Origin of the sequence: Gluconobacter oxydans DSM 3504, assembly GCF_000583855.1 — a bacterium.
Taxonomy (GTDB): Bacteria; Pseudomonadota; Alphaproteobacteria; order Acetobacterales; family Acetobacteraceae; genus Gluconobacter; species Gluconobacter oxydans.
The window spans coordinates 1233047-1255612 of record NZ_CP004373.1 but is presented as its reverse complement, the minus strand read 5'-3'; the positions used below and the strand labels follow the sequence as shown (position 1 = coordinate 1255612).

The 22566-nt window shown below is 62.4% G+C and carries 17 protein-coding genes; 10 read left to right on the top strand and 7 right to left on the bottom strand.

Annotation, left to right across the window (positions count from 1 at the left end; all coding sequences use genetic code 11):
- The first annotated feature begins 7 nt into the window (after positions 1-7).
- Genes hemE through hemJ form a run of 3 tightly spaced genes read left to right on the top strand, consistent with a single transcriptional unit; the run spans position 8 to position 2213 of the window.
- Complete coding sequence (gene hemE, locus GLS_RS05590; protein ID WP_041112700.1) at positions 8-1069, top strand: uroporphyrinogen decarboxylase; 1062 nt, start codon at positions 8-10, stop codon at positions 1067-1069.
- A complete protein-coding gene (locus GLS_RS05585) occupies positions 1066-1770 on the top strand; it encodes an HAD family hydrolase (RefSeq protein WP_041111523.1) in 705 nt (234 codons plus the stop codon). The genes hemE and GLS_RS05585 overlap by 4 nt, the downstream gene beginning before the upstream one ends.
- The gene (hemJ, locus tag GLS_RS05580; RefSeq protein ID WP_011252598.1) at positions 1767-2213 is read left to right on the top strand and encodes a protoporphyrinogen oxidase HemJ; all 447 of its coding nucleotides are present in this window, start codon (positions 1767-1769) and stop codon (positions 2211-2213) included. The genes GLS_RS05585 and hemJ overlap by 4 nt, the downstream gene beginning before the upstream one ends.
- 101 nt (positions 2214-2314) lie before the next feature.
- On the opposite strand, the gene GLS_RS05575 is transcribed toward hemJ, so the two are convergent.
- A complete protein-coding gene (locus tag GLS_RS05575) occupies positions 2315-3286 on the bottom strand; it encodes an SDR family oxidoreductase (protein ID WP_041111522.1) in 972 nt (323 codons plus the stop codon).
- Between the two features lie 23 nt (positions 3287-3309).
- A complete protein-coding gene (locus tag GLS_RS05570; RefSeq protein WP_041112699.1) occupies positions 3310-3909 on the bottom strand; it encodes a DedA family protein in 600 nt (199 codons plus the stop codon).
- Positions 3910-4059: 150 nt separating this feature from the next.
- Here GLS_RS05570 and GLS_RS05565 point away from each other — a divergent pair, with 150 nt between their 5' ends.
- Complete coding sequence (locus tag GLS_RS05565; RefSeq protein WP_052327482.1) at positions 4060-5982, top strand: S9 family peptidase; 1923 nt, start codon at positions 4060-4062, stop codon at positions 5980-5982.
- A gap of 58 nt (positions 5983-6040) precedes the next feature.
- On the opposite strand, the gene GLS_RS05560 is transcribed toward GLS_RS05565, so the two are convergent.
- Positions 6041-6388 (bottom strand): hypothetical protein, encoded by a 348-nt coding sequence (locus GLS_RS05560; RefSeq protein ID WP_041112697.1) that lies wholly within the window; start codon positions 6386-6388, stop codon positions 6041-6043.
- Between the two features lie 394 nt (positions 6389-6782).
- Between GLS_RS05560 and GLS_RS05555 the strand changes: the two genes are divergently transcribed.
- Positions 6783-7748: a DMT family transporter gene (locus tag GLS_RS05555; RefSeq protein WP_024716738.1), complete on the top strand. Its 966-nt coding sequence runs from the start codon at positions 6783-6785 to the stop codon at positions 7746-7748.
- A 70-nt stretch (positions 7749-7818) separates the two neighbouring features.
- Here GLS_RS05555 and GLS_RS05550 read toward each other — a convergent pair whose 3' ends face one another.
- A complete protein-coding gene (locus GLS_RS05550; RefSeq protein WP_226986648.1) occupies positions 7819-9204 on the bottom strand; it encodes an MATE family efflux transporter in 1386 nt (461 codons plus the stop codon).
- 169 nt (positions 9205-9373) lie between these two features.
- On the opposite strand from GLS_RS05550, the gene flgE reads away from it, so the two are divergent.
- From flgE to rfaE1, 5 genes are all read left to right on the top strand, one after another.
- Positions 9374-10654, top strand: coding sequence for a flagellar hook protein FlgE (gene flgE / locus GLS_RS05545; protein ID WP_226986670.1), 1281 nt, complete (start codon positions 9374-9376; stop codon positions 10652-10654).
- Between the two features lie 25 nt (positions 10655-10679).
- Complete coding sequence (flgK, locus tag GLS_RS05540; protein WP_041111520.1) at positions 10680-12209, top strand: flagellar hook-associated protein FlgK; 1530 nt, start codon at positions 10680-10682, stop codon at positions 12207-12209.
- Between the two features lie 2 nt (positions 12210-12211).
- Positions 12212-13273 carry a flagellin gene (locus tag GLS_RS05535; RefSeq protein ID WP_041111519.1) on the top strand — a complete coding sequence of 354 codons (1062 nt, stop codon included), beginning with the start codon at positions 12212-12214 and terminating at the stop codon, positions 13271-13273.
- Between the two features lie 66 nt (positions 13274-13339).
- Complete coding sequence (htpG, locus tag GLS_RS05530) at positions 13340-15211, top strand: molecular chaperone HtpG (RefSeq protein WP_041111518.1); 1872 nt, start codon at positions 13340-13342, stop codon at positions 15209-15211.
- A gap of 130 nt (positions 15212-15341) precedes the next feature.
- Complete coding sequence (gene rfaE1, locus GLS_RS05525) at positions 15342-16781, top strand: D-glycero-beta-D-manno-heptose-7-phosphate kinase (RefSeq protein WP_041111517.1); 1440 nt, start codon at positions 15342-15344, stop codon at positions 16779-16781.
- A 15-nt stretch (positions 16782-16796) separates the two neighbouring features.
- On the opposite strand, the gene GLS_RS05520 is transcribed toward rfaE1, so the two are convergent.
- The 3 genes from GLS_RS05520 to GLS_RS05510 form a co-directional block, all read right to left on the bottom strand.
- A complete protein-coding gene (locus GLS_RS05520; RefSeq protein ID WP_041111516.1) occupies positions 16797-17675 on the bottom strand; it encodes a helix-turn-helix domain-containing protein in 879 nt (292 codons plus the stop codon).
- Positions 17676-17887: 212 nt separating this feature from the next.
- Entirely contained in the window at positions 17888-21298 is a 3411-nt protein-coding gene (locus tag GLS_RS05515; protein WP_041111515.1) for an ATP-binding protein, read from the bottom strand.
- The gene (locus GLS_RS05510; protein ID WP_041111514.1) at positions 21298-22536 is read right to left on the bottom strand and encodes a metallophosphoesterase family protein; all 1239 of its coding nucleotides are present in this window, start codon (positions 22534-22536) and stop codon (positions 21298-21300) included. The genes GLS_RS05515 and GLS_RS05510 overlap by 1 nt, the downstream gene beginning before the upstream one ends.
- Positions 22537-22566 lie beyond the last annotated feature (30 nt).

Below are 22566 nucleotides of genomic sequence, written 5' to 3'. Positions count from 1 at the left end.
GGGCGGCATGATTTCGGAAAACGCACCTTCCTCACCCTCGTCGAAACCGCTTCTGCGGGCCCTCCGTGGTGAAGCCGTCTGGCCGCCTCCGGTCTGGCTCATGCGTCAGGCAGGCCGATATCTCCCCGAATTCCGCGCCATGCGGGACAGGGCCGACTTCCTGACCCGGTGCATGACCCCGGACATGGCCACCGAGCTGACGATCCAGCCGATCCGCCGCTACGGCATGGATGGCGCCATCCTGTTTTCCGACATCCTGATCCTGCCCTGGGCCATGGGTCAGTCCCTTGAATTCATTGACGGGCGTGGTCCCGTGCTCGGCGCCATCCGCTCCGAAGCCGACCTCGCCAGACTGGACCCGAAGCGCGTACAGGATGCCGTCGCACCCGTGCGCGAGACCTTGTCCCGCCTCACAAAAGAGCTTCCGGACGTCACCACGCTTCTGGGCTTCGCAGGCAGCCCGTTCACGGTGTCCTGCTACATGGTCGAGGGCGGTGGATCGCGGGATTTCGCCGAAACCCGCCGCATGATGCAGACCAACCCGGCCCTGTTCGATCGCCTGATCGACACCCTGACCTCGAGTACCGCCGAGATGCTCTGCGGCCAGATCGAAGCCGGCGCGGAAGCCGTAATGCTGTTCGATTCCTGGGCCGGAATCCTGCCGCCCTCCGCGTTCCGCCGCTACGTGATCGAGCCGACGCGCCAGATCGTCGAGTACATCCGTGCCCGGCATCCCAAAACCCCGATTATCGGTTTCCCGCGCCTTGGCGGCATCATGGTCCGCGAATATGCGCAGAAAACCGGTGTTAACACGCTCGCCCTCGACACTGTCGCCGACCCGGCCCAGATCTCCGAACTGGTCTCCGAAGTCCGCCCCGGCCTGACGCTTCAGGGCAACATGGATCCGATGATCCTGTTCTCCGGCGGCGAAACAATGGTGCGTGAAGCCCAGGCCATCCGGGACGCGATGCGCGGAAAACCGCATGTTTTCAACCTCGGACACGGCGTCATGCAGCACACGCCACCTGAAAACGTGGCAGCCCTCGTCGAGGCGGTACGGTCAGTATGACAACCGCCCTGGACCCGGCAGGCCAGCTGAAACTGGTCATTTTCGACTGCGACGGCGTTCTCGTGGACAGCGAAGGCCCGTCCTGCCGGGCCACGGCGGAATTCGCCCGCTCCAAGGGGCTGTCCATTTCCGATGACGAGGCGCATAAGCGTTTTGCAGGCAAGGCCCTGCCGCAGATCGTGACAGAACTCGAGCATGACCTCGGGCATTCCCTGCCGGAAGAAACGGCATTCAAACTGCGCGAAAATCTCGTACAGATGATGCGAAAAAGCGCAGAACCCGTAAGCGGAGCGCTCGAAATGCTGGCAGGCGTGCGGGCTTTGGGAATGCCGGTTCGCGTCGGCTCCAATTCTTCCGTCCGGGAGATGGAAGCCAAGTTCGAGCGCACCGGAATGTCGCAGTATTTCCCCGAAAACCGCATCCATTCCGCCAATGACATGGGCTGCCCCAAACCCGCTCCGGACGTCTATCTGTACGCCGCAAAGGCCGAGGGTGTACTGCCAGAAAACTGTGTCGTCATCGAAGACAGTAATACCGGTGCGGAAGCAGCCTGGAAGGCCGGCATGGCCTGTGTGCTTCTTCGCCCCGAGGACGTGCCCCTGCCCCCGTTCTGGCCCGTCAAAGGCTCTGTCCGCATCACGCATCTGGATGAGCTGGTACCCCTGCTCCGCCGGACGCTGGAAAGCCAGAAACACGCATGACCGACTTTCTCGCGACCTATCAGAGCTGGATCCTGTCCCTGCACATCATGGCGTTCATCGCCTGGATGGCCGGGACGTTCTATCTGCCGCGCCTGTATGTCTATCACTGTCAGGTGGTACCGGGTTCGGCCGAGAGCGAGCGGTTCAAGGTCATGGAGCGCAAGCTCCTGCGCCAGATCATGACTCCGGCCATGATCGTGACCTTCCTCGCCGGCGGCGCACTGGCCTCCATTCCCGGCCTGATCGACTGGAACGCCGGCTGGTGGTGGACGAAGCTGATCTGCGTTCTGGGGCTCGCCGGTTTCCACGGCGCCTGCGGGGCCTGGCGTCGCGCCTTCGCCGAAGACCGCAACCAGCATCCGGAAAAATTCTACCGGATCGCCAACGAGGTTCCTACGATCCTGATGATGATCATCGTCATCATGATCATCGTTCGTCCCTGAGAAAGATCCCGAATAAAAGTTTTTGGTGAAGCTTTTTCCAAGAAGATTCAAGGAACGTCACCTTTTTGAAAAAAGGCGACACCCAAAAACTTTTATTCGTCTCAGAGCAGTCCGTATTTCACGCCCGTCATCTGTTCGGAGACGGTCCACAGACGCTCCGCCAGTTCGGGTACATGCGCCAGCGCCGGCAGTCCCGCGATCCCCGGCACGCCACGACGCTCTCCCGGACCCTGCGGCCCGTAATAGCCACCGTCACGCGCTTCTGGGCTGGCCAGCGCATAGAGCAGCGGCCAGGCGCCTTCCTCAACCGTCTGGCCCATCGCATGAAAGACCGGCCCGGCCACACGCCGCGCCAGCCCCCGCATGAACCGCGCCGCCTTGTTGGCGGACTGATCCAGGCTGCCATTATTGGCCACGATATCGCTCGCCGCCCAGCCCGGATGCGCGGCCCGCGAATGGATGGGCCAGGGCGCCTTGAGCGCCCGGCGGTTCAGTTCCAGCGCAAACAGCAGATTGCACAGTTTGCTCTGCCGGTAACGCACCATCGGATTGTAAGAATGCCGCGCGTTCAGATCGCCGAACGGGATTTCCCCCTTCAGCGCCGCCAGAGACGCCACCGTCATGACCGTTGCATTCCCCGCTGCCAGTAGCGGCAGCAGTCGTCCGGTCAGCGCAAAATGCCCGAGATGATTGGTCCCGAACTGAAGCTCGAACCCGTCCTTCGTCGTCAGCCGTGTCGCCGGCCCCATGACCCCGGCATTGTTCGCCAGAAGATGGATCGGCTCGCCCCGGCTGCGCATGGCAGACGCAAACGCCTCGATCCCGGCCAGTGACGCCAGATCCAGCAGCTCGAACCGCGCTTTGACGAACGGCACGCGCTCATGCAGCCGCGCCAGAGCCGCCTGCCCCTTGTCACGGTTGCGCCCGCTCAGCAGGATCGCGGCGCCCTGCTTCGCCAGCCCGCAGGCGACCTCGAAGCCCAGACCCCCCGTCGATCCGGTAATGAGCGCCGTCTTCCCGTCCAGACGCTCAAGGGAATCCGTGGACCAGGCGGGTGCGGCGGTCTGTGTCATCGGGTCTGTCCTTCCAGTGTGGGTCAGCTCGGTTTCGTATCTGCGCGGGCCTCGTCGCGTTTTTCATCCGCTTCGGCTTCCTTGAGGGCCTCATCCGTCAGGCGCTTCTCGTTCTTCTTGAGGAAGATGAGCCCCCCGATCAGACAGCTCACCCCCAGAATGGCCATGACCACACCCACAGGGCCCGAAATCTTCTCGATCTGCTTGCCCAGTTCATAGGTCACGAAGGCATAGCCCCCCGCCCAGCAGATGCCGCCCATCGCATTGAAGAACAGAAACGAATGCCAGGGCATCCGGTTCGCTCCGGCCAGCAGCGCCACGAACACACGCAGCACTGCGATGAAGCGCCCGAGGAACACGACGATCCCGCCATGCTTGCGGAACAGATACCGCCCCAGCATCAGCCGCTCTTCCGTCATGCCGACCTTGTGGCCGTGCTTTTTCAGAATGCCGTAACCGAAGTGATGGCCGATCAGATACCCGATATTGTCGCCCATGATGGCGCCAAGCACGGCGGCCAGGGCGATCCAGCGGATTTCCAGATGATGGGTACTGCCCGCATAGAGCGAGGCTGCGATGATGACGCTTTCCGCCGGAAGGGGAAGGCCCATGCTCTCGAACATGACAATGACGCCAACGACGCCATAGCCGTAATGCACCAGCATGTGGTCGAGAAAATGACTGAGGTGAAACAGTGTCCTGGTCCCGTTCAAGCTGTGGCGGAAAGGAAGGCCGCCGGTTACGATACTACGGCATCGGAGACAGGATGAAAAATGACGACATCGCCTTCCCCCACAGTTTCCCCCCGCGCTCCCAAATCCGCATCCGGAAACTGGCCGTCCTGGGTCACGCCCGAACTCGTGGCCGGCCGCACCCTGTCCTTCTCCGAACTGCGCACGGCTGGAAACTGGATCATCTGGCTCGAAAGCCGCCCGGATGAACAGGGCCGCTCCGTCATCACCGCCCGCGATCCCGAAGGCCGGATCCGCGACCTGATCCCGCCCGGATATTCGGTCGGCACGCGGGTGCACGAATATGGCGGCGGGGCCTGGGACGTGCGTCTGAAGAACGGCGCCCCGCAGGTCGTTTTCAGCGACCGCAAGCTCGGCGGACTCTGGTTCAGCGATGGTCCCACCGCCACACAATGGGCACAGGCAGGCGAAAACCCCGAACACCGCTACGCCGACCTGACCTTCGACCCTGTTTCCGATGCCGTGTTCTGCGTGCGCGAAACCCACGGCGAAGGCACGCCCGTCGCAACCCTCGTTCATGTTCAGTCCGACGGCCTCGAAACCGTGCTGGTCAAAGGCGCGGATTTCTACGCCGCCCCCCGCCCCTCACCCGACGGACGCTTCCTGGCCTGGTTCAGCTGGAACGACCCCGCCATGCCCTGGACCGTCACAACCCTCTCCGTCGCACCCTTCGACCGCACAACCGGCACACTCGGCCCCGTCACCGACCTGACCGGCCCGGAACAATGCAGCATCATCGAACCCTGCTGGTCCCCCGATGGCACGCTCTACGCCACGTCCGACGCCTCAGGCCGCTGGACCCCCATCCGCTTTTCCCATGACGATACCGGCTGGCACCCGCACAGCCTCGACGGTGCCAACGCCGAAATCGGCCTGCCGCACTGGGTCTTCGGTCAACGCACCATGGCCCCGCTGCCCGGAAACAGACTGCTGGCCCTCGGTATCCGCCACGGTCTCAATCACGTCCTGCTGGAAGACAACGGACACTGGACAGACGTCTCGCTCGGCACTCCGGTCAATGTCCCCCAACCGCTCGAAGACGGATGCTTCGCATGGATCGACGCCCCGTCCGACGCCCCTGCCGCCATTGCCGTCGGCCGTCCCGGCGAGCCCTGTGACCGCTTCCGCACCAGCGTCACCCTCCCGCCCGGCGTGACAAAAGCCGATATCGCAACCCCCACCCCCCTGACCTTCCCGACCGCCAACGGCGCCGAAGCCCACGCCCTGTTCTACGCTCCCGCCAGCAGCACCAGCACACTCCAGCCCGGCGAAAAACCACCGCTCGTCGTCATGGCCCATGGCGGCCCGACCGGCCGTGCCAACCCGTCCTTCGCTTTCAAGGTGCAGTGGTGGACCTCACGCGGTTTTGCCGTCCTCGACGTTAATTACCGCGGCTCAACCGGCTTCGGCCGCGCCTATCGCGAAGCCTTGGACGGTCAGTGGGGCGTCGCAGACATCGAAGACTGCCTCGCCGGCGTGCAGGCCGTGCTCGACCGTGGCCTCGCCGATCCCGCCCGCTGCGTCATCCGCGGCAGCAGCGCCGGCGGCCTGACCGTCCTCGGTGCTCTTGCCCAGTCGGACCTCTTCGCCGCCGGAACATCCCTCTACGGCGTCACCGATCTGCGCGCCCTCGCCGAAGAAACGCACAAATTCGAAGCCCGCTATCTGGACGGCCTGATCGGCCCCTATCCGGAAGACGAGGCCGTGTATCTGAAACGTTCTCCCATCACGCAGGCTGAAGGGATTACTGTTCCCGTCCTGTTCCTGCACGGCGGCGCAGACAGGGTCGTCCCCCTCTCACAGGCGGAATCCATGCGCACAAAACTCGAACATTCCGCCCTGCACGTCTATCCGGAGGAAGCCCACGGCTTCCGCGCCCGCGAAACCATAGAGGACGCCCTGCAAAGGGAACTCGCTTTCTATCAGCAGGTGTTCGGTCAGTAATTTTCAGACTGGGTATGCATGCAGGGACTCCCATCCCTGCATGAAATGCTCCGGAAAATCAGTCGTCCGAAAGCCCGAACTGGCTGGGATAGGGCATCGCATTCCGGCCGAGCTTCTTCTTTTTCCACTCCGCCAGCGCGCGATCATATTCAACATGCCGCAGCGCGAACTGCAGCGCTTCGACATGCCGCTCGTTCTCGGGATTCATCAGGTTCCGGCGCCACCCCGCCGCGATCAGCCAGTATTCCCCGGCCAGCCGCCAGTCTCCGGCCTCATGATGCTCCAGCGCCAGCCGCTCAAGCCCATGATACTTGTTCTTCGGATTGGCGAGCGCTTCCGGCGTGAGAATGAAATCATCCCCTTTCCAAAGAAACGTCGATTTCATGTAAGGAAACTGCCGGGTCATCACACCCGGATCTCCGAAATGCTCCTTAATCAGCATCGGAACCAGCCTGTCGTAAGACCTACGCCATTCGCACTGCACAGACCGTTCCCCTGAAAACAGCATTGAAGAGTGCCGCTTCTATAACGGGCGCCTTCACCAGAGTCGATTTCGCCGGCCGGACCGGAACACACCAGACGCAGCATCAGGTGTGAATTAATAACCTTTACAGTGTTATATATAAATAATTATGTGTTATAACAAAATATATCCCCAGTTATAAAAGAAAATACTCGTCATTCCGGAAACGGGTTTGAATTTCCATAATACTTCTTCTAAGAAGCCTGACCGAAATTACTGGTGCCCTGTCTCAGGACTGCACGTTTCCTTCTCTCTCCCGTCAGAGTCCCCGCGCCTTATGGACACCAAAACCCTCTTCTCCGGAATGGCCCTGGCCTTCGGTGCCTATTCCGCGTTCGCCATCAGCGACGCCTTTTCCAAACTGCTGGACGGAAGTCTCGACCCCTTCGAGGTCGCGTTTTTTGGCGGTGTGTTCGGGTTCCTCATCCTTCCCTTCATTCGCAAACCGACTGAATCCTATCTCGACATCGTGCGTCCGAAGCTTCGCGGCATGTGGCTGCTGCGGGCCGTCTGCGTCTTCGTCGCCACGGCCGCCAGCGTCAAAGCCTTCATGCTGCTCTCGATGCCCGAGGCCCTGTCGATCACGTTCCTGATGCCGCTGTTCGTCACGATCCTGTCCGTCGTGCTGCTCAAGGAGAAAGTAACGTTCTGGGCCTGGCTGGCGGTCGCGCTTGGCTTTGCGGGTGTTCTGATCGTCCTGCGCCCGGGAGTGCGCCCCCTTAATCTGGGCCATCTGTGCGCCCTCATGGCCGCCTGCGCGAATGCGGGCAGCGTGATCGCCTATCGCATTGCCAGCAAGGAAACCGTCCGCCTGTCGCTCTTCGGATCGAGCCTGATGGGCGCCCTGGTCGGCAACGGTCTACTGATGATCGCCCACGCCACATGGCCGTCCAACACAAAGATCTGGTTCTACCTGTTCGGATACGGCTTCCTGACCGCGCTCGGACAGCTCTGCATGATGCTTGCCACCGCCCGGGCCCCGGCAAACCGCGTCGCCCTGCCGCAATACAGCCAGATGGCCTGGGGCGTCGCGCTGAGCTACTTCCTCTTCAAACAGCCGCTCGATCGCTGGACCTTCGTGGGCATCGCGGTCCTGACAGCATCCGGCATGCTGAACTGGATCCGTCAGCGCATTCGCTACGAGAAAATGGCGATGAAAGAGCGTCTCGAACGCCTCAAGGCGCGCAAAATCGCCAAAGGCAACCTCAAAGCCGCCAAGAAAACGGCGCTCTCCGCCCGATAAAGCCAGATCCCGCCGCTGCACATACGGTCAGAACACTGGCCTCAGTCGCAGCGGCAACCCCAGCACCCTCTTAAGGCTTCACAATCGCCGGCTCCAGCTTCCGGATCACCCGGAACGCCGTCACCACTGCCAGACTGCCAAACAGCACCACGCCCAGCGACTGCCCGACCAGAATTCCGACCGGCCCGTAAGCCGACCCGAACCACACGAACGGAATGGTCCCCAGCGTCGCCCGGCCCCAGTTGAACCCCGTGGAATAGAACGGGTGCCCCAGATTGTTGAACGCCGTATTGGCCACGAACAGCAGTCCCACAAACATGTAACTCAGCACCAGCCAGCAGCAGAACAGCCGCACGATGTCCACGCCGACACCCTGAAGCTCGAAAAGTTGGATGATGTAATTGTGCGTCGCCGCCAGAATCAGCCAGGTCACGCCCACACACAGCGCCGTCAGCTTGAGCGCCGCCAGAAGCGCCTCCTGCACGCGATGGATCTGCCGCGCCCCCAGATTCTGCGCCATGATCGGCCCCACCGACCCCGTCAGCGCAAAGACCAGCGAAAACGCCACCGGCACGATCCGGTCAATCGTCGCCTGCCCCGAAACTGCATTGAGCCCGAACCGCGCCATCGCATGCGTCACGAACAGCGCCCCCGTCGGCGTCGCCAGATTGGTCGCAATCGCCGGAACCGCAATCCCGCCAATCAGTCGCGTGGAAGGCCCAAACGCCGACCGCTCCGGCCATTCCAGCATGGCGTGACCGCGCAAATTCAGGAATCCGCTCGCCGCAATCGCCAGTCGCGCCAGAACCGTGCTGATCGCAGCCCCCTCAAGCCCCAGATGCAGCCCGAAAATCATGACCGGATCCAGACAGGCCGAAACAACCGCCCCGGTCAGCGTCACCCGCATCGAGCGCTTGGCATCCCCGACCGCCCGCAGAAGCGATGACAGCGCCATCCCCAGACAGACCAGCGGCAACGCTGGCGAAACGATATGCAGGAATGTCGCCGCATGTTGCTGCGCCTCGCCATGCGCGCCCAGCAGCCCGAGCAGAGGCATCGCGAACGTCGCCGTCAGCAGCCCCAGCACAGCGGCAATCGCCACCATGACCACCAGAAATGCCGAGGCCATCCGCCGGGCTTCGGCATGCTGCCGCGCCCCGATCAGCCGCCCCGTGCAGGCTCCTAGCCCGATCGTCATGCCAATGGAAACAGACACCTGCACGTAGCTGACTGCCGTCGCAAACGCGATCGCCGCCGTCAGCGTCTTGTCATGCAGATGGGAAATATAGCCGTAATTGAGCAGATCGACGGCAAACACCGCCATCAGCCCGATCGCCCCCGTCCCGGCCATGGTCACGACATGACGCATGATGCTGCCATGAACGAATCTGGCGGGTCTGACCGGAGAATCGTCAGGAATACTGGGCTTTTTCGGGTCGTCGTCTGGCTGGGGCATGCTCACACATATTGCCCGTTCCAAACCCGGAGAACCAGAGGCTGAAAGTGTTTTTCCCGCCCAGGTTCCAAGGAATTCCAAAGCCGAATCCGGCTTTCATGCAGGCTGGACCGCTCTTTTTTGCCTCGTAAGGACTTCCTTAACATCCGTCGTGGAATCCTTGGCCGTGATGCTCGGGCATACGACCCGCAGCCTGTTCCATGTCCGGGAGTATGCCATGTCCTCGATCATCAACGCGGTCCACACGGCCGTCAGTGGCCTGAACGCCCAGTCCCACGCCTTTACCGACCTGTCCAACAACATCGCCAACAGCCAGACCACCGGCTACAAGGCGAGCACCACCAGTTTCGAGGACTACGTCACCAACAACGAACTGGCCAATGACGGTGAATCCCTGAGCGATAGCGTCTCTGCGACCACCCGTCAGCACACCGATAACCAGGGCATGGTCACAACGTCGACCAACAGCACGGCCCTCGCCATTTCCGGCAACGGGTTCTTCAACGTCGTGCAGGCCACCGGCCAGAGCAATGACAGCACCCCCGTTCTGGGAACGCAGCAGTATTACACCCGTAACGGTGACTTCTCGCAGGACAAGAACGGCTATCTGGTCAACACGTCCGGCTATTACCTTGAGGGCTACAACGTCGACGCCACCTCAGGCACCCTGGGCACGTCTCTCTCTGCCATTCAGGTTCCTTCCACAATCGCGTTCCGACCGACCGAGAGCACGAAACTGACCGCAACCGGCACGCTCGACAGCAGCAGCAAGACTGTCGATATGTCGACGACAGCTTATGACAGCACAGGTGCGGCCTCGACGGTCGATCTGACTTGGACGAAGGTCAACGACACGACCTGGACTGTTAAGGATGCTAACGACACTACGGGCACCAGCAACAGCGCGACCGTGACGTTTGATTCCACCGGCGCCGTTTCCTCCGTGACGTCCCAGGACAGCACTGGAGCCAGCAGCACTTCCAGCTCAAGCTTCAACTATACAGGCTCCCCTCAGGACATGACCGTGAGCCTCAGCGGCGTCACCCTCGGCTCGGCAAACACAGTTTCCATGACCTCTGACAGCGTCACCAGCGGCACCTTCTCCGGCATTTCCATGGAGACGGACGGTTCTGTCATGGCAACGTTCGACAACGGCTATTCCCAGCTTGTCGCCAAGATCCCGCTGACGACCTTCGCCGATCCGAACAGCCTGTCTGCCCAGAACGGACAGGCCTATACCGCCACGTCGCAGTCCGGCAGCCCGCAGATCAACGCCGTCAACACCAATGGCGCCGGCACCCTGACCACGGGTTCCATCGAGGAATCCACCACGGATCTGACCGGCGATCTCAGCAAGCTGATCGTGGCGCAGCAGGCCTACGGCGCAAATACGAAAGTCGTCTCCACGGCCGACCAGCTTCTTCAGACCACCCTGGCGATGATCCAGTAAGCCGGACTGAAGGGATACCTGCCTCATGGGACTGAACAGCGCACTCTCGATTGCAACGTCCGGCCTGAACGCCGTCCAGAACGCCATGGCCGTTGCGTCCAACAACGTCTCCAATGCCGGGACAAGCGGCTATATCAAGGAAAACGCCAACGTTCAGTCCACCGTGGCTGGCAATATGGGCACCGGTGTGCGCACTGCCGCCACAACCCTGGCCACGAACGAGCAGGTCCAGAAGGCGCTCTACGCCCAGAATGCGGACGTCGCGGCCTACACGGCCACGAGCAACTCCCTGTCCAACATCACCGCACTTCAGGGCTCCACCAGCGCCACCTCCGGCAGCAGCGGAACCCTCTCTGACGAACTGGGCAATCTTCAGTCCGCCCTGACGTCCCTGACGTCCACGCCCGACAGCGCATCGGCCCAGAGCACGGTCATTTCAGCCGCCTCCACCTTCGCGCAGTCCGTCAACACCCTCGCCTCGGCCTATCAGACCCAGCGCCAGACGGCCCAGGATACTGTCGTATCCTCGGTTTCGGACATCAACACCGATCTCACCACGATCGGTGCCCTGTCCACCAAGATCATGAATCTCAAAAGCACCGGTCAGGATACGGCCGCGCTGGAAAACCAGCGCTACACGGCCCTGTCGTCGCTTTCCTCGGAACTCTCCGTCTCCTGGTCCGAGTCCGCAAATGGCGACATGACCATCTCCACCGCAAATGGCGTGACCCTGCCGACGCGGGATACCAGCAGCACCCAGGGCGCAACCGTTTCCTCCACCTGGCCCCTCAGCACGTCATCAGCCCAGATTTCGGTCAGCTCGACCTATTCCGCCACGTCTGCCGACAGCAGCATTCCTGCCATCACCATGAACGGCCGGGATGTCACTGCGGATCTGACTGGTGGAACGCTGGGCGCGAATATCACCCTGCGCGATACAACGCTCCCCACCATGCAGGCGCAGTTGGACTCCCTGACATCAACCGTTGCCACCCGCCTGAGCGATCAGGGCATGCCCCTTTTCACATCTGGCGCAGATGGCGACGTTCCGGGCACATCGCAGACGGACCTCACGCCGACCGGAAGCGTCGGCTTCTCGCAGGTCATGAGCGTTTCCAGCACCTATTCCGATGATCCGTCCAAACTGCTCGACAGCAGCACATCCGGAACACAGACCATCCAGAAGGTCCTGAGCTACGGTTTCGGAACCACATCCGATTCCGCCGGCACCTCCCAGACGGCAGCGCCGAGCACGAACCTCGGACTGACCGGAACCCTGTCCACGGGCTATACGGGAAATCAGGGGATCATCTCCCTTGCGACATCCCTGACGGCAAAACAGGCCGCCACCGCCAGCGATGCCAGCAGCGGCCTCGCCCTGTCCCAGACGACACAGACCAGCCTGACGTCCAACCTTTCCGGAACATCCACGGTCTCCGTGGACACGGAAATGGCCAATATCGTCACCCTGCAGAACGCCTATGCGGCCAATGCCAAAGTCGTATCAACCGTCCAGACAATGTTCAGCGCTCTGCTGAGCGCAATCGGAACCTGATCATGACCGGAACCATCTCCAGTTTCGGCTTCGGAGGAATCTCCAGCCAGCTTCTTCTGGGTGTCCAGAACCTTTCGCAAAGCCAGAGTTCGCTCCAGCTCGAAGCCTCGACCGGCGTTCTCTCCAGCAGCTATGCCGGTCTCGGCGCATCCCGGACACAGGCCCTCGCCCTTCAGCCGGCCATCACGCAGGTGTCCGCCTGGACGAGCAACGTCACGAATGCGCAGAACACCCTGACCACGACACAGACCGCTCTGTCGCAGATCTCCACCATTGCCCAGGATCTGACGAGTTCGCTGTCCACGCTCGGCAGCACGCTGACCTATTCAACCGTCACGACAGCCGCCACCGCCGCCCAGTCGGCCCTGACATCGCTCGGCAACCTGCTGAATACGAAACAGGGCGACAGCTACGTTTTCGCCGGGCAGCAGAACACGACCGCCCCCGTAAGCACCGATCTGGGCACATCGGATCTCGCCACCCAGATCGAACAGGCCGTCAGCCAGCTCGGCTCCACCAGTGCGGACGACGTGCTCAGCACGACCGGGGATCTGGCCAGCAATACCGCCGCCGGCCAGCCTTTCTCCGCAGCGGTGTCCACGTCCCCCGATCAGGCCTACCAGCAGAAAATGCAGGTCGTCGTCGGTCAGTCCGAAACGGTCTCCGTGGGCATGGTCGCCACCCAGAGCGCCACCTCGACCTCCACCACATCGCCCATCCGCGACCTGATGCGCAACCTCATGGTGGTCGCCTCCCTCGGCTCGTCTTCCACCAGCGCAAGTGACTATTCCAGCCTGATTTCAGGCCTCCAGAGCTCCATGGAAACCGTAACGAGCGGCCTGGGAGACATGAGCGGCCTTCTCGGCGTTCAGCAGAACAGCCTGACAACCCAGGCCTCCATGCTGAGCCAGATGTCTTCCGCCCTGACCACCCAGCTCGGGCAGGTCAAGGATGCTGATCTGGCGCAGGTTTCCACGCAGGTGACGGACACCAACAACCAGCTTCAGGCGTCCTATTCCCTCATCGCCGACATGAAGGGCATGACGCTCGCATCTTACCTCTGATGCCGGTTGAAAATCCGTTTGTGACATCGCATATCGAAGTCACTTTCCTGTACGGAGACTGATGAGATGAGTGAAACGAACACCCAGAAGGCAGCCGAAAAGCACGAGTTCAGTGCCGAAGTCGGACGTCTTCTGGATCTGGTGGTCCATGCCCTTTACTCGGATCGTGAGATCTTTCTGCGTGAGCTCGTCGCCAACGCGGCTGATGCCACGGACAAGCGCCGTTTCGAGGCCCTGACGGACAGCGCACTGGCTCTCCCGGAAAATGCGTCCATCCGCATCAATCCGGACAAGAGCCAGAAAGAGCTGACCATTTCCGATGACGGCGTGGGCATGACCCATGACGAACTGGCCCAGAACCTCGGCACGATTGCCCGTTCCGGCACCCGCGCCTTCGGTGAGAAGCTGAATGCCGCAAAGCCGGAAGACCGTCCGAGCCTGATCGGCCAGTTCGGTGTGGGCTTCTACGCGGCTTTCATGGTGGCTGACCGTGTGGACGTCACGTCCCGCAAGGCCGGTTCCGACGAAGCCTGGACCTGGTCGTCTGACGGCAAGGGCGCCTTCACGCTCACCCCCGCCTCCCGCTCCACGCCGGGCACCGACATTGTCCTGCACATGAAGGATGATGCTGACGAGTTCCTCGACAGCTGGCGTCTACGTTCGATCATTCGCAAATGGGCAGACCACATCTCCTGGCCCATCACCCTGCGTGAAACCAAGGAAGACGGCACCACCGAAGACCAGGCCGCCAACGAAGGCACAGCCCTGTGGAGCAAGCCGAAATCCGAGATCACGCCGGAACAGTATGCCGAGTTCTACCGGCACATCTCGCATGCTTTCGATGAGCCCTATGCGACGCTGCACTGGCGCGCGGAAGGTGTGACCGAATTCACGGCCCTGCTGTTCCTGCCGAGCGCCCGCCCGTTCGATTTCATGGAGCAGTCCCGCGAAAGCCGGATCCATCTGCATGTCCGCCGGATGTTCATCACCGACGAAGCCGAACTGGTCCCGAACTGGATGCGCTTCGTGCAGGGCGTGGTCGACACCGAAGACCTGCCGCTCAACGTCTCGCGCGAAATGCTTCAGGCCACCCCGGTCCTGGCCCGTATCCGCAAAGCCGTGACCAAACGTGTCCTGAGCGAGATCAGCAAGCGTGCGAAGGAAGCCGACAGCGGTTTCAACACGTTCTGGGAAAACTTTGGCGCCGTCATCAAGGAAGGCCTGTGGGAAGACGCCGAACACCGGACGGAAATTGCCGGTTTCGCCCGCTTCCACTCGACCTATAGTGACGACCTGATCACGCTGGATGATTACATCTCCCGCATGAAGGATGCTCAGGACGCCATCTATTACCTGACCGGCGACAGTCTGGACGCGCTCAAGTCCTCGGCCCAGCTTGAAGGCTTCCGCGCCCGCGGCCTCGAAGTCCTGCTTCTCTCCGATCCGGTGGACGGCTTCTGGCCGGAGCGTCTGTCTTCCTATCAGGAAAAGCCCCTGCGCTCCGTCACCCACTCCCATGGCGATCTGGAGAAGTTCGAGTCTGTGGAAGCAGACACGACCGAAGCTGCAGACGTCGAAAAGCTGGTCCCGGCCCTCAAGGACGCGCTTGGCGATCAGGTCAAGGACGTCCGCAGCACCGTGCGCCTGACGGGCAGTGCCGTTGTCATCACGTCCGATGGTGGTCCGGATCTGACGATGCAGCGCCTGATGCGCCGTTCGGGTCAGGCCATGCCCGCCATGCCGCCGATCCTCGAGATCAACCCGAAGCATCCGCTCATCAAGGCCCTGGCCGAGCGCGTCGCAAAGGGCGAGAGCGTCAAGGACTATGCGACCGTCCTGCTGGATCTGGCCCGCGTGCAGGAAGGCGAGCCCCTTCCCGATCCGACCGGTTTCGGCCGTTCGCTCGCAACGCTGCTGGCCGGTCCTGCCGCAGAGTGAGCAAAGACCCGGAGCAATCCATGTCTCCGGTCCGGTTCGCAAAAGGCGAGGGTGTCATCCCTCGCCTTTTCTTTTTGCGCGCTCCGGTGAAATATGAACCGCCGCGCATGACTGAAGGAGAAGCAGGCCTGTGATCGACGATTTCCGCTTTGGCCGCATTACGGTAATCGGTGACCTGCTGCTGGATCAGTATATTTCGGGCGGCGTCAGCCGGATTTCCCCAGAAGCCCCTGTTCCCGTCGTCCTGCATGACGGTCTGCGCTGTGTGCCGGGCGGTGCGGCCAATGTGGCGGTCAACGCCGCTGCCCTGGGCGCCCAGGTCCATCTTGTCGGTCTCGTGGGCGAGGATGATTCGGCCGCGCGCCTGAACGAAACCCTGAAACTCTGGCCCACCATCGAGACGGACGGCATCGTCTCGTCCCCCGACTGGACCACCATCACCAAGACCCGCGTCGTCAGTGGTCGCCAGCAGATCGTGCGCATCGACGTCGAAAAGCTCACCCCCCTTTCCGAAACACTCCAGCAGCGCCTTGTGGAAGAAGCCTGTCGTGCGATCGCTGTCTCGGACGTCCTCGTCTGCTCGGATTACGCCAAGGGCGTCCTGACGGATGAGGTCCTGCGCGCCATTATCGCCGCCGGCCGCGAAAAGGGCATCCCCGTCATCGTCGATCCCAAGCGCCCCACCTTCGAAGCCTATGCCGGCGCCACGCTCGTCACCCCCAACCGCATTGAGGCGCAACAGGCCAGCGGCCTGCCGGCGCGCACGGATGGCGAGGTCCTGAAAGTCGCGGAAACCCTGTCCGGCCAGTTCGGCGGCAACGTCCTCGTCACGCGATCGGAAGATGGCATGACGCTCTGGCAACGTGACGCCAAACCGCTGCATGTTGCCAGCCGCAAATCCGAAGTCTTTGACGTCTCGGGCGCCGGAGACACGGTCGTTGCCACGGTCGCCGCCGTGCTTTCCGCCGGTCAGACGCTGGAAACAGCCGTCGTCATCGCAACCGCCGCCGCCGCCCTGTCCGTCAGCAAGTTCGGAACCGCCACGGTCTCGCGCGAGGAACTCTCCCGCGAACTGCTGCAGGAAATGCCCGAAACAGGCGCCCTCGTGCCGGTCGAACAGGCGGCCCGCATCGTGGAAAGCTGGCACCGGCACGGCGCGAAGGTCGTGTTCACCAACGGGTGTTTCGATCTGGTCCATCCCGGCCATGTCAGCCTGCTTCAGGCGGCGGCCCGTGAAGGAGACCGGCTGGTCGTGGCCCTCAACACGGATCGCTCCGTCAGCCGGCTCAAGGGACCGACCCGCCCAGTCCAGAAGGAAGAAGCCCGCGCCCGGGTCATCGGGGCCCTGCGCTCGGTCGATCTCGTGGTGCTGTTCGACGAAGACACGCCCCTGGAGGTCATCCGCACCCTGAAGCCGGATATTCTCGTCAAGGGCGCGGACTACACCGAAGACCAGGTGGTCGGTGCCGATGTGGTCAAGAGTTATGGCGGCAAGGTCGTGCTGGTGGACCTTGTCGAAGGCCAGTCCACCACCCGCCTCGTCCGGGGCATGCAGTCAGCGCCGTCCTGATTAGCCCCGTTCTGGTTAGCGTCGCCCTGACGATCCCGTCTGTTCCAGCCGCCCCAGCCGCAAGGCGGAACGCTGCCGGATTTCCCGCGGGGACGCCCCGAATTTCTGCCGGAAACGCCGGGAGAAATGCGCGGCATTGCGGAAGCCGTGGTTCAGCGCGATCTGCGCGATCGGCAGTGCATCATGGGCCGGGTTCGTCAGATCCGCATGGATCCGCTCAAGCCGCCGGTTGAGGATCCACCCCGCGACCGCCCCCTCCTCGCCATCGAAAAGCTGATAGAGCGCCCGGGTGGAAATCCCCGACGCTTCCGCAATGCTCTGCGGCGTCAGATCATGCTCGTGCAGGCGTGTCTCGATATAGTGTCGGATATGCTTCTGCCGATGCCGGCGCCGCCCCGCGACACTGACTTCCAGCTCCAAACAGTCCAGGATTGTCGTAATCAGCAGATCCGTGACATGCTGCATAAGGCGCTGGCGTGTCTGCGGAATCGTGCCTTCCAGCACACCGGCCTCGAGCATGGACCCCGCGGAAAGCAGGAACGCCCCCGGCCCCTTCTCCATATTGAAAGACAGGGGCGGCAGCCCCGCAAGCATCGGAAGATACCGCAGCAGCGCACTGCGCGTGACGCTCAGCAGAAAGACATCCGCCGTAGGTTCAACACGCGGCGGCGTGGCCAGAGTCGAGAACTGGTGCTGATCCAGATAAAGCCTGCCCGTGGACTGCCGTGACAGCACCAGAACCGCCCGTTCCTGCTCCAGAATCTCCGCAACGCCCGCAGACAGGGCCGTGCTGAGACGAACGACGATCGGGTCCATTCCACGGGGAGGTGCCGCAAGGGTCGCGAGCGGGATGATGCGCTGTGCATTCAGGCTACCGCGGGGGCTTTCAGTCACGACTGTGCTCCGTGAAGGAAAGTGGGAATGCCGTTAAACACCATTTTTAATAGTAAAACCAGTCAAAACACCCATGTCAGGATGGCTATATGGAAAATCAGCTCAAAGGAAAATAGCCAGACTGTATTTCATACTATTTCGTCACTCGGTGTCATTCACGAAACTGCGAAGCATTGGAATGTTATAAAGTAAACATTTTTTTAGAAACGGAATTATAGTTCCGTAAGACAGCCAATTTCTTTCGATTGATTTAAGATATACCCATGGTGGGTAAAAAACAGAACCTGCGTTTTTTCCGAAATCTCCGCCAGAATCTTCAGACCCGCCTCCGTGCGCTCTTCATCAAACGTCACGAACAGATCATCCGCAAGGAAAGGCAGACGGATTCCACGCTCCAGCGCCTGCTCGACCGACGCCAGACGCAACGCCAGATAAAGCTGGTCGCGCGTGCCCTCGCTCATGGCATGAACGGGAACAAGCGACGTGTTCCCCGGCCGGCATCCCGCCAGAACCAGCCCGTCCGACCCGTCCTCTTCCGTCGCAAGCCCCACATAACGCCCAAGCGTGAGCCGCGAAAACAGCGCTCCGGCGCGGGACAACAATGGTCCGTGGGCCTGCTGTCGCCCCTGCTCCACCAGCCGCGACAGCATCAGCTGCTGAAGCCTGAGTGAGATATAGCGGCTGGCCCGCTCGGCAATATCCGCTTCCGTCTCCTGGATTTCCTCAGCCGTCTCATGAACGCCCCGGGCATTTTCCAGATCGTCCAGAACCTTGCGCGCGGTAAACAGACGCTCGTCCACCTCCGACCTGCGGGCGTTCAGCGCCACCGTTTCCGCCTCGATGGCCTCGAACTCTTCTTCAAGCTGTGCCGGATCCGTCTCGCGGGCCTCTTCCAGAAGAACGTCGATCGGCCGGCCATTTCCGGCCTGAAGGATCTGATCGCGCAACTCGTCACGCCTGTCGCACAATGCAGCCCGCTCGCACGCCCGCGACAGTGCATGACGCAGATCATCGTCCGGCCCCAGACCCAGCGTTGACCGCACAGGCGCCAGCTCCGCCACCAGCGACGCAATCTTCAGATCCTTCTGCGCAACCTCGGCCTCAAGCGCGGCATGAGCCTGAACCACATTCTGCCGTTTCTGCTCGCGGGCCAGCGCCTGCGTCAGGAAAGCTTCCAGTTCGGCCGCCGATCCTTGTCCGTGGCGCTGAAGGAACGTCCCCAGTTCCGTGCGGAACGCCGCAATATCACGCGTCTCGGCGGCCTGTTCCTTCTGTTCGCTTTCCATCCGTGTCTGGATTACGCGCGCATCATGCACATCCCGCAGATCCGTCCGGTCCGGCCGCCCCGGATAACGACAGGCCTGACAGGCCAGCGCCCAGTCTTCGTCCCACTGAGCCAGTTTGCGCTCCAGCCCAGCCAGAGCCGCCCTGCCTTTTGCCACAGCCTCCTGCAACCGGCGCTGATCCGCATTCCGGGCCTCATTCTGCCTTGCCAGGGCCTCGTCGCGCTCCAGAACCGACGCCGCCTGCCGGATCTGAACCGCCAGCCGTTCGGATGGACATGCCGGCACGAAAGCCTGCAACCGCCGGCTCATATCCGCCCGGGACTGCATGGCGGCCTGCAACTGCGCCCGCGTGCCCTGCAACTGCTCCTCGGCTGCAAGCGCCGCCTGACGGCGCGTAATCCAGACCTGAAGCGGAGCAGGAGGCAGGACCGGCGCGCCCAACGTCCCCAGCAGAGCCGCCCATGCAGCATCACGCCGATCCAGTTCCGCTTCCGCATGTGCTGCCCTGCGCCGGGCCTCTCCCGCCTTCAGCGCCAGATCCTCAACCTGACGCGACAGCGCCGCAAGCTGCGCCGACTGCTCGGCATGGTCATGACGCCGGTCCGCCAGACCATCCGCATTCTGGACCAGAACGCCAAAGGCCTCCCGCATCGCCGGAGGTGGACAGGCCCCGGACTGGAAATGACGTTCCATCTCCTGCCACAGCCGGTCACGTTCCTGCCGCGCCGCGGAAAGCTGCTCGCGTGAAACGGCCTGTCCGCCTTCCTCAAGCCGCCGCCGCTGCTGTTCCAGATGCGCGCGGTCCGTCTCGGCCGCCTGCTCGTCCTCGCGCGCCATCCGGCGCTGCTCTTCCAGCCCCGCCCGGAGTCGCGCTTCCTCTTCGAGCGCCGCCATGTCCGGCAAGGCAAGTGCAGTCAGCTCGGCCTTCCGGTCCGCGCCTGTCGCACGCCAGGGCAACAGCGCCCCATAAGCAGACGCCGTGACGTCTTCCTGCCGCGCAATCGCCTCCGAAAGACCATCGATCCGCTCATCCAGCGGACCAAGGCTCCGCGCCTCATCCAGTTCCAGCCGGAACAGACGCAGACGCTCCCCGTTTCCATTTCCATCCGTATCCGAAACGGATTGCGGGTGAAGTGCATTCAGCGCCTGCTCCGTCTCCCGGAGCCTGTCCCGCAGATCCTGCTCCTGCGTGTGCAGCAGCGCGCGTTCCTGAAGCCGCCGGTCCAGATCATCCAGTTCCGACAGGTCTGGCAGCACGTCCGGCTCACAGCCATGCCGCGCCCAGAACTGCTCAAGCCAGATCCCGTCCCGCGTCAGTCGCGCCTGACGGTCCCCTGCCGCCGCCTCAAGACGCTCAACCAGAACACCCCGGCCCAGAAGTGCGCGGATGGCATCCTGCTCCGCCAGAACGGGATGCGGCTCGCCACACTCCCGGACCTGCCCGGACACCGCCTCAAGTTTCTGGCGCGCAGCCGAAAGCGCCTCTTCTTCCCGGTGCAGATTTTCCAGGATTTTTTCAATCCGCGCGCAGTCCTGAACCGTCAGATCCCAGTGCGGAAATGCGGCAATCTCCGCTTCCGTCTCCATCAGTTTCTGAATCGGAACGGATGTCATTCTCAGACGCGAGTTGGTCCTGCGACGCACGCCAAGAGCCTGCGCTTCCTTCTCACAAGCCAACCGTTCCGATTCAGAAACAGACAGCGCCCGGTTCGCGGTGGAAAGCTGCCGCGCCGTCGTCGTGTCCTGACGCAGCGTCTGCTGCAACTCCTTCAGCTTCAGCTTCGCCTGCTGCAGGGCCGAGCGCGCGCGTCCGGATTTCCATTCCGAATTGATATCGTCCTGAAGCGTCGCAGCCAGTTTCCCGACGCCCTCAAGACCCAGACCAGCCGCCAGGATCTGAAGCCCCGCATCGTCCTTCAGCCGACGCATTTCCTCGCCGCCGTCCCGCAACCGCGCATGATCCAGCGCCCAGGCTGCCTCGAACCCTTTCGCATCGAGCCCACCCAGCCAGGTCCGCAGCGGCAGATCATCCAGAGGCGTTTTGTCATCGGCCGCAAAAAGCGTCTGGTTCCGCCCCCGACGCCGCACACCCTCGAAAACCGTCCCGTCCTGCTCCAGACACGCCCCGACCCGCAGCAGCGGCGCTGCCGTCATCCAGTCTCCGGCAATATGATGCGGAAACCCGAACAGGAAATCCCGGATCGCACAGAGCGTCGTCGATTTTCCAGCCTCGTTCGGCCCGTAAATGACATGCAGGTCCCGCTTCCCCTTCGGAAAGTTCAGCGTGACATCCTGAAACCCGCCATAGCGCAGAAGATCGAGACGTTCGAAACGCATTATTCCGTCTCCCCCACCAGCCGCGCCCGCAACGCCGCCCGCGCCTCTTCAAGCGGAAACCGCCCGTCCGGCATCAGACTGTCCCGCTCGACACAGGAGGGCAGGGCGGAGAAAAAACCTTCAAACGCCTCGGGCAGGGACGCGAGAAAATCCTCGTCCTGCATCAGCCCCTCAAGCGCCAGATCCAGCTCCCGCGTCTCCGCCACCCCGGCACGATGCACGGGCGCGGACGTCTCGTTGCGGATTTTCTCCAGCGCGATTTGGGCCGTCCCCTGCGCCATCGACACTGCAATGCCCCGCAGATCCTCTTTCCACGCCTGCGACGCACATAACCGGTCATGCAGAACGCTTCGCCCCGTCAGCACAATCCGCGCAATAACCGTCCGGCCGCCCGCATCGGAGAGCGCGTTTTCCATCGCCTGACGCGCCGCGCCCAGAACCGCATCCATGGTCTGCATCCCGCTGACATCCAGCTCCAGCCGGGCCCAGCGCACGACATCACATTCCACGAATTCGACGGATTGAACGATCCCGTCCTCAACCGTGACCAGCTCACAGCCACAGGCCCCGGTCTCCCGCGCATGACGCCCCTGAAGCACGCCCGGAAATACGATCCACGGATGCTCGCAGACAATTTCGCGCGCATGGACATGCCCCAGCGCCCAGTAATCATACCCCTTGGCCGAGAGCGTCTCGACGGAGCAGGGGGCATAGGTTTCGTGCTCCCCATATCCCGAGAGCGACGTATGCAGCACCCCGATATTGAAACACCCCGCCACCGGCGCGGGATAGGATCGCGTCATGTCCTGGGTGACATGCCGGTCCCGGAAACTCTGCCCATGCAGCGCCACACCCAGTTCAGGCCAGTGCAGCGTCTGCGGCGCATCATAGGAGAAATGGTCGATCCCGTCCGGCAGCGGCAGTTCGCGCGCAATGACCGACTGGGCATCATGATTGCCCGAAAGCGTGACGACCCGGATGCCCGCCTGAACCAGCCGGCTCAACGCCCGGACCATGTAAAGCCCGGTCCCCACATCCTGCCAGGATCCGTCATACAGATCGCCGGCCAGCACGACGAAATCGACTTTTTCGGTGAGTGCCGTCTCGACCAGCCGGTCCAGCGCGCGCCGCGTGGAGCCGCGGATTTCCGCTTCGGGAAGCCCCTCGTAACGGCTCAACCCCCTCAGGGGGCTGTCGAGATGGATGTCAGCAGCATGAAGGAAGCGGAATGAGGACATGCCCGAAGTTTACGCCCTCACGGATGTCTT

What these genes read in the sequence shown, in the direction of transcription:
- GLS_RS05585 (WP_041111523.1), top strand. Translation starts at nt 1,066, where the DNA reads ATGACAACCGCCCTGGACCCGGCAGGCCAGCTGAAACTGGTCATTTTC.
- GLS_RS05565 (WP_052327482.1), top strand. Translation starts at nt 4,060, where the DNA reads ATGACGACATCGCCTTCCCCCACAGTTTCCCCCCGCGCTCCCAAATCC.
- flgE (WP_226986670.1), top strand. Translation starts at nt 9,374, where the DNA reads ATGCTCGGGCATACGACCCGCAGCCTGTTCCATGTCCGGGAGTATGCC.
- hemJ (WP_011252598.1), top strand. Translation starts at nt 1,767, where the DNA reads ATGACCGACTTTCTCGCGACCTATCAGAGCTGGATCCTGTCCCTGCAC.
- GLS_RS05535 (WP_041111519.1), top strand. Translation starts at nt 12,212, where the DNA reads ATGACCGGAACCATCTCCAGTTTCGGCTTCGGAGGAATCTCCAGCCAG.
- htpG (WP_041111518.1), top strand. Translation starts at nt 13,340, where the DNA reads ATGAGTGAAACGAACACCCAGAAGGCAGCCGAAAAGCACGAGTTCAGT.
- GLS_RS05575 (WP_041111522.1), bottom strand. Translation starts at nt 3,286, where the DNA reads ATGACACAGACCGCCGCACCCGCCTGGTCCACGGATTCCCTTGAGCGT.
- hemE (WP_041112700.1), top strand. Translation starts at nt 8, where the DNA reads ATGATTTCGGAAAACGCACCTTCCTCACCCTCGTCGAAACCGCTTCTG.
- GLS_RS05570 (WP_041112699.1), bottom strand. Translation starts at nt 3,909, where the DNA reads ATGTTCGAGAGCATGGGCCTTCCCCTTCCGGCGGAAAGCGTCATCATC.
- flgK (WP_041111520.1), top strand. Translation starts at nt 10,680, where the DNA reads ATGGGACTGAACAGCGCACTCTCGATTGCAACGTCCGGCCTGAACGCC.
- GLS_RS05560 (WP_041112697.1), bottom strand. Translation starts at nt 6,388, where the DNA reads ATGACCCGGCAGTTTCCTTACATGAAATCGACGTTTCTTTGGAAAGGG.
- GLS_RS05515 (WP_041111515.1), bottom strand. Translation starts at nt 21,298, where the DNA reads ATGCGTTTCGAACGTCTCGATCTTCTGCGCTATGGCGGGTTTCAGGAT.
- GLS_RS05550 (WP_226986648.1), bottom strand. Translation starts at nt 9,204, where the DNA reads ATGCCCCAGCCAGACGACGACCCGAAAAAGCCCAGTATTCCTGACGAT.
- GLS_RS05510 (WP_041111514.1), bottom strand. Translation starts at nt 22,536, where the DNA reads ATGTCCTCATTCCGCTTCCTTCATGCTGCTGACATCCATCTCGACAGC.
- GLS_RS05555 (WP_024716738.1), top strand. Translation starts at nt 6,783, where the DNA reads ATGGACACCAAAACCCTCTTCTCCGGAATGGCCCTGGCCTTCGGTGCC.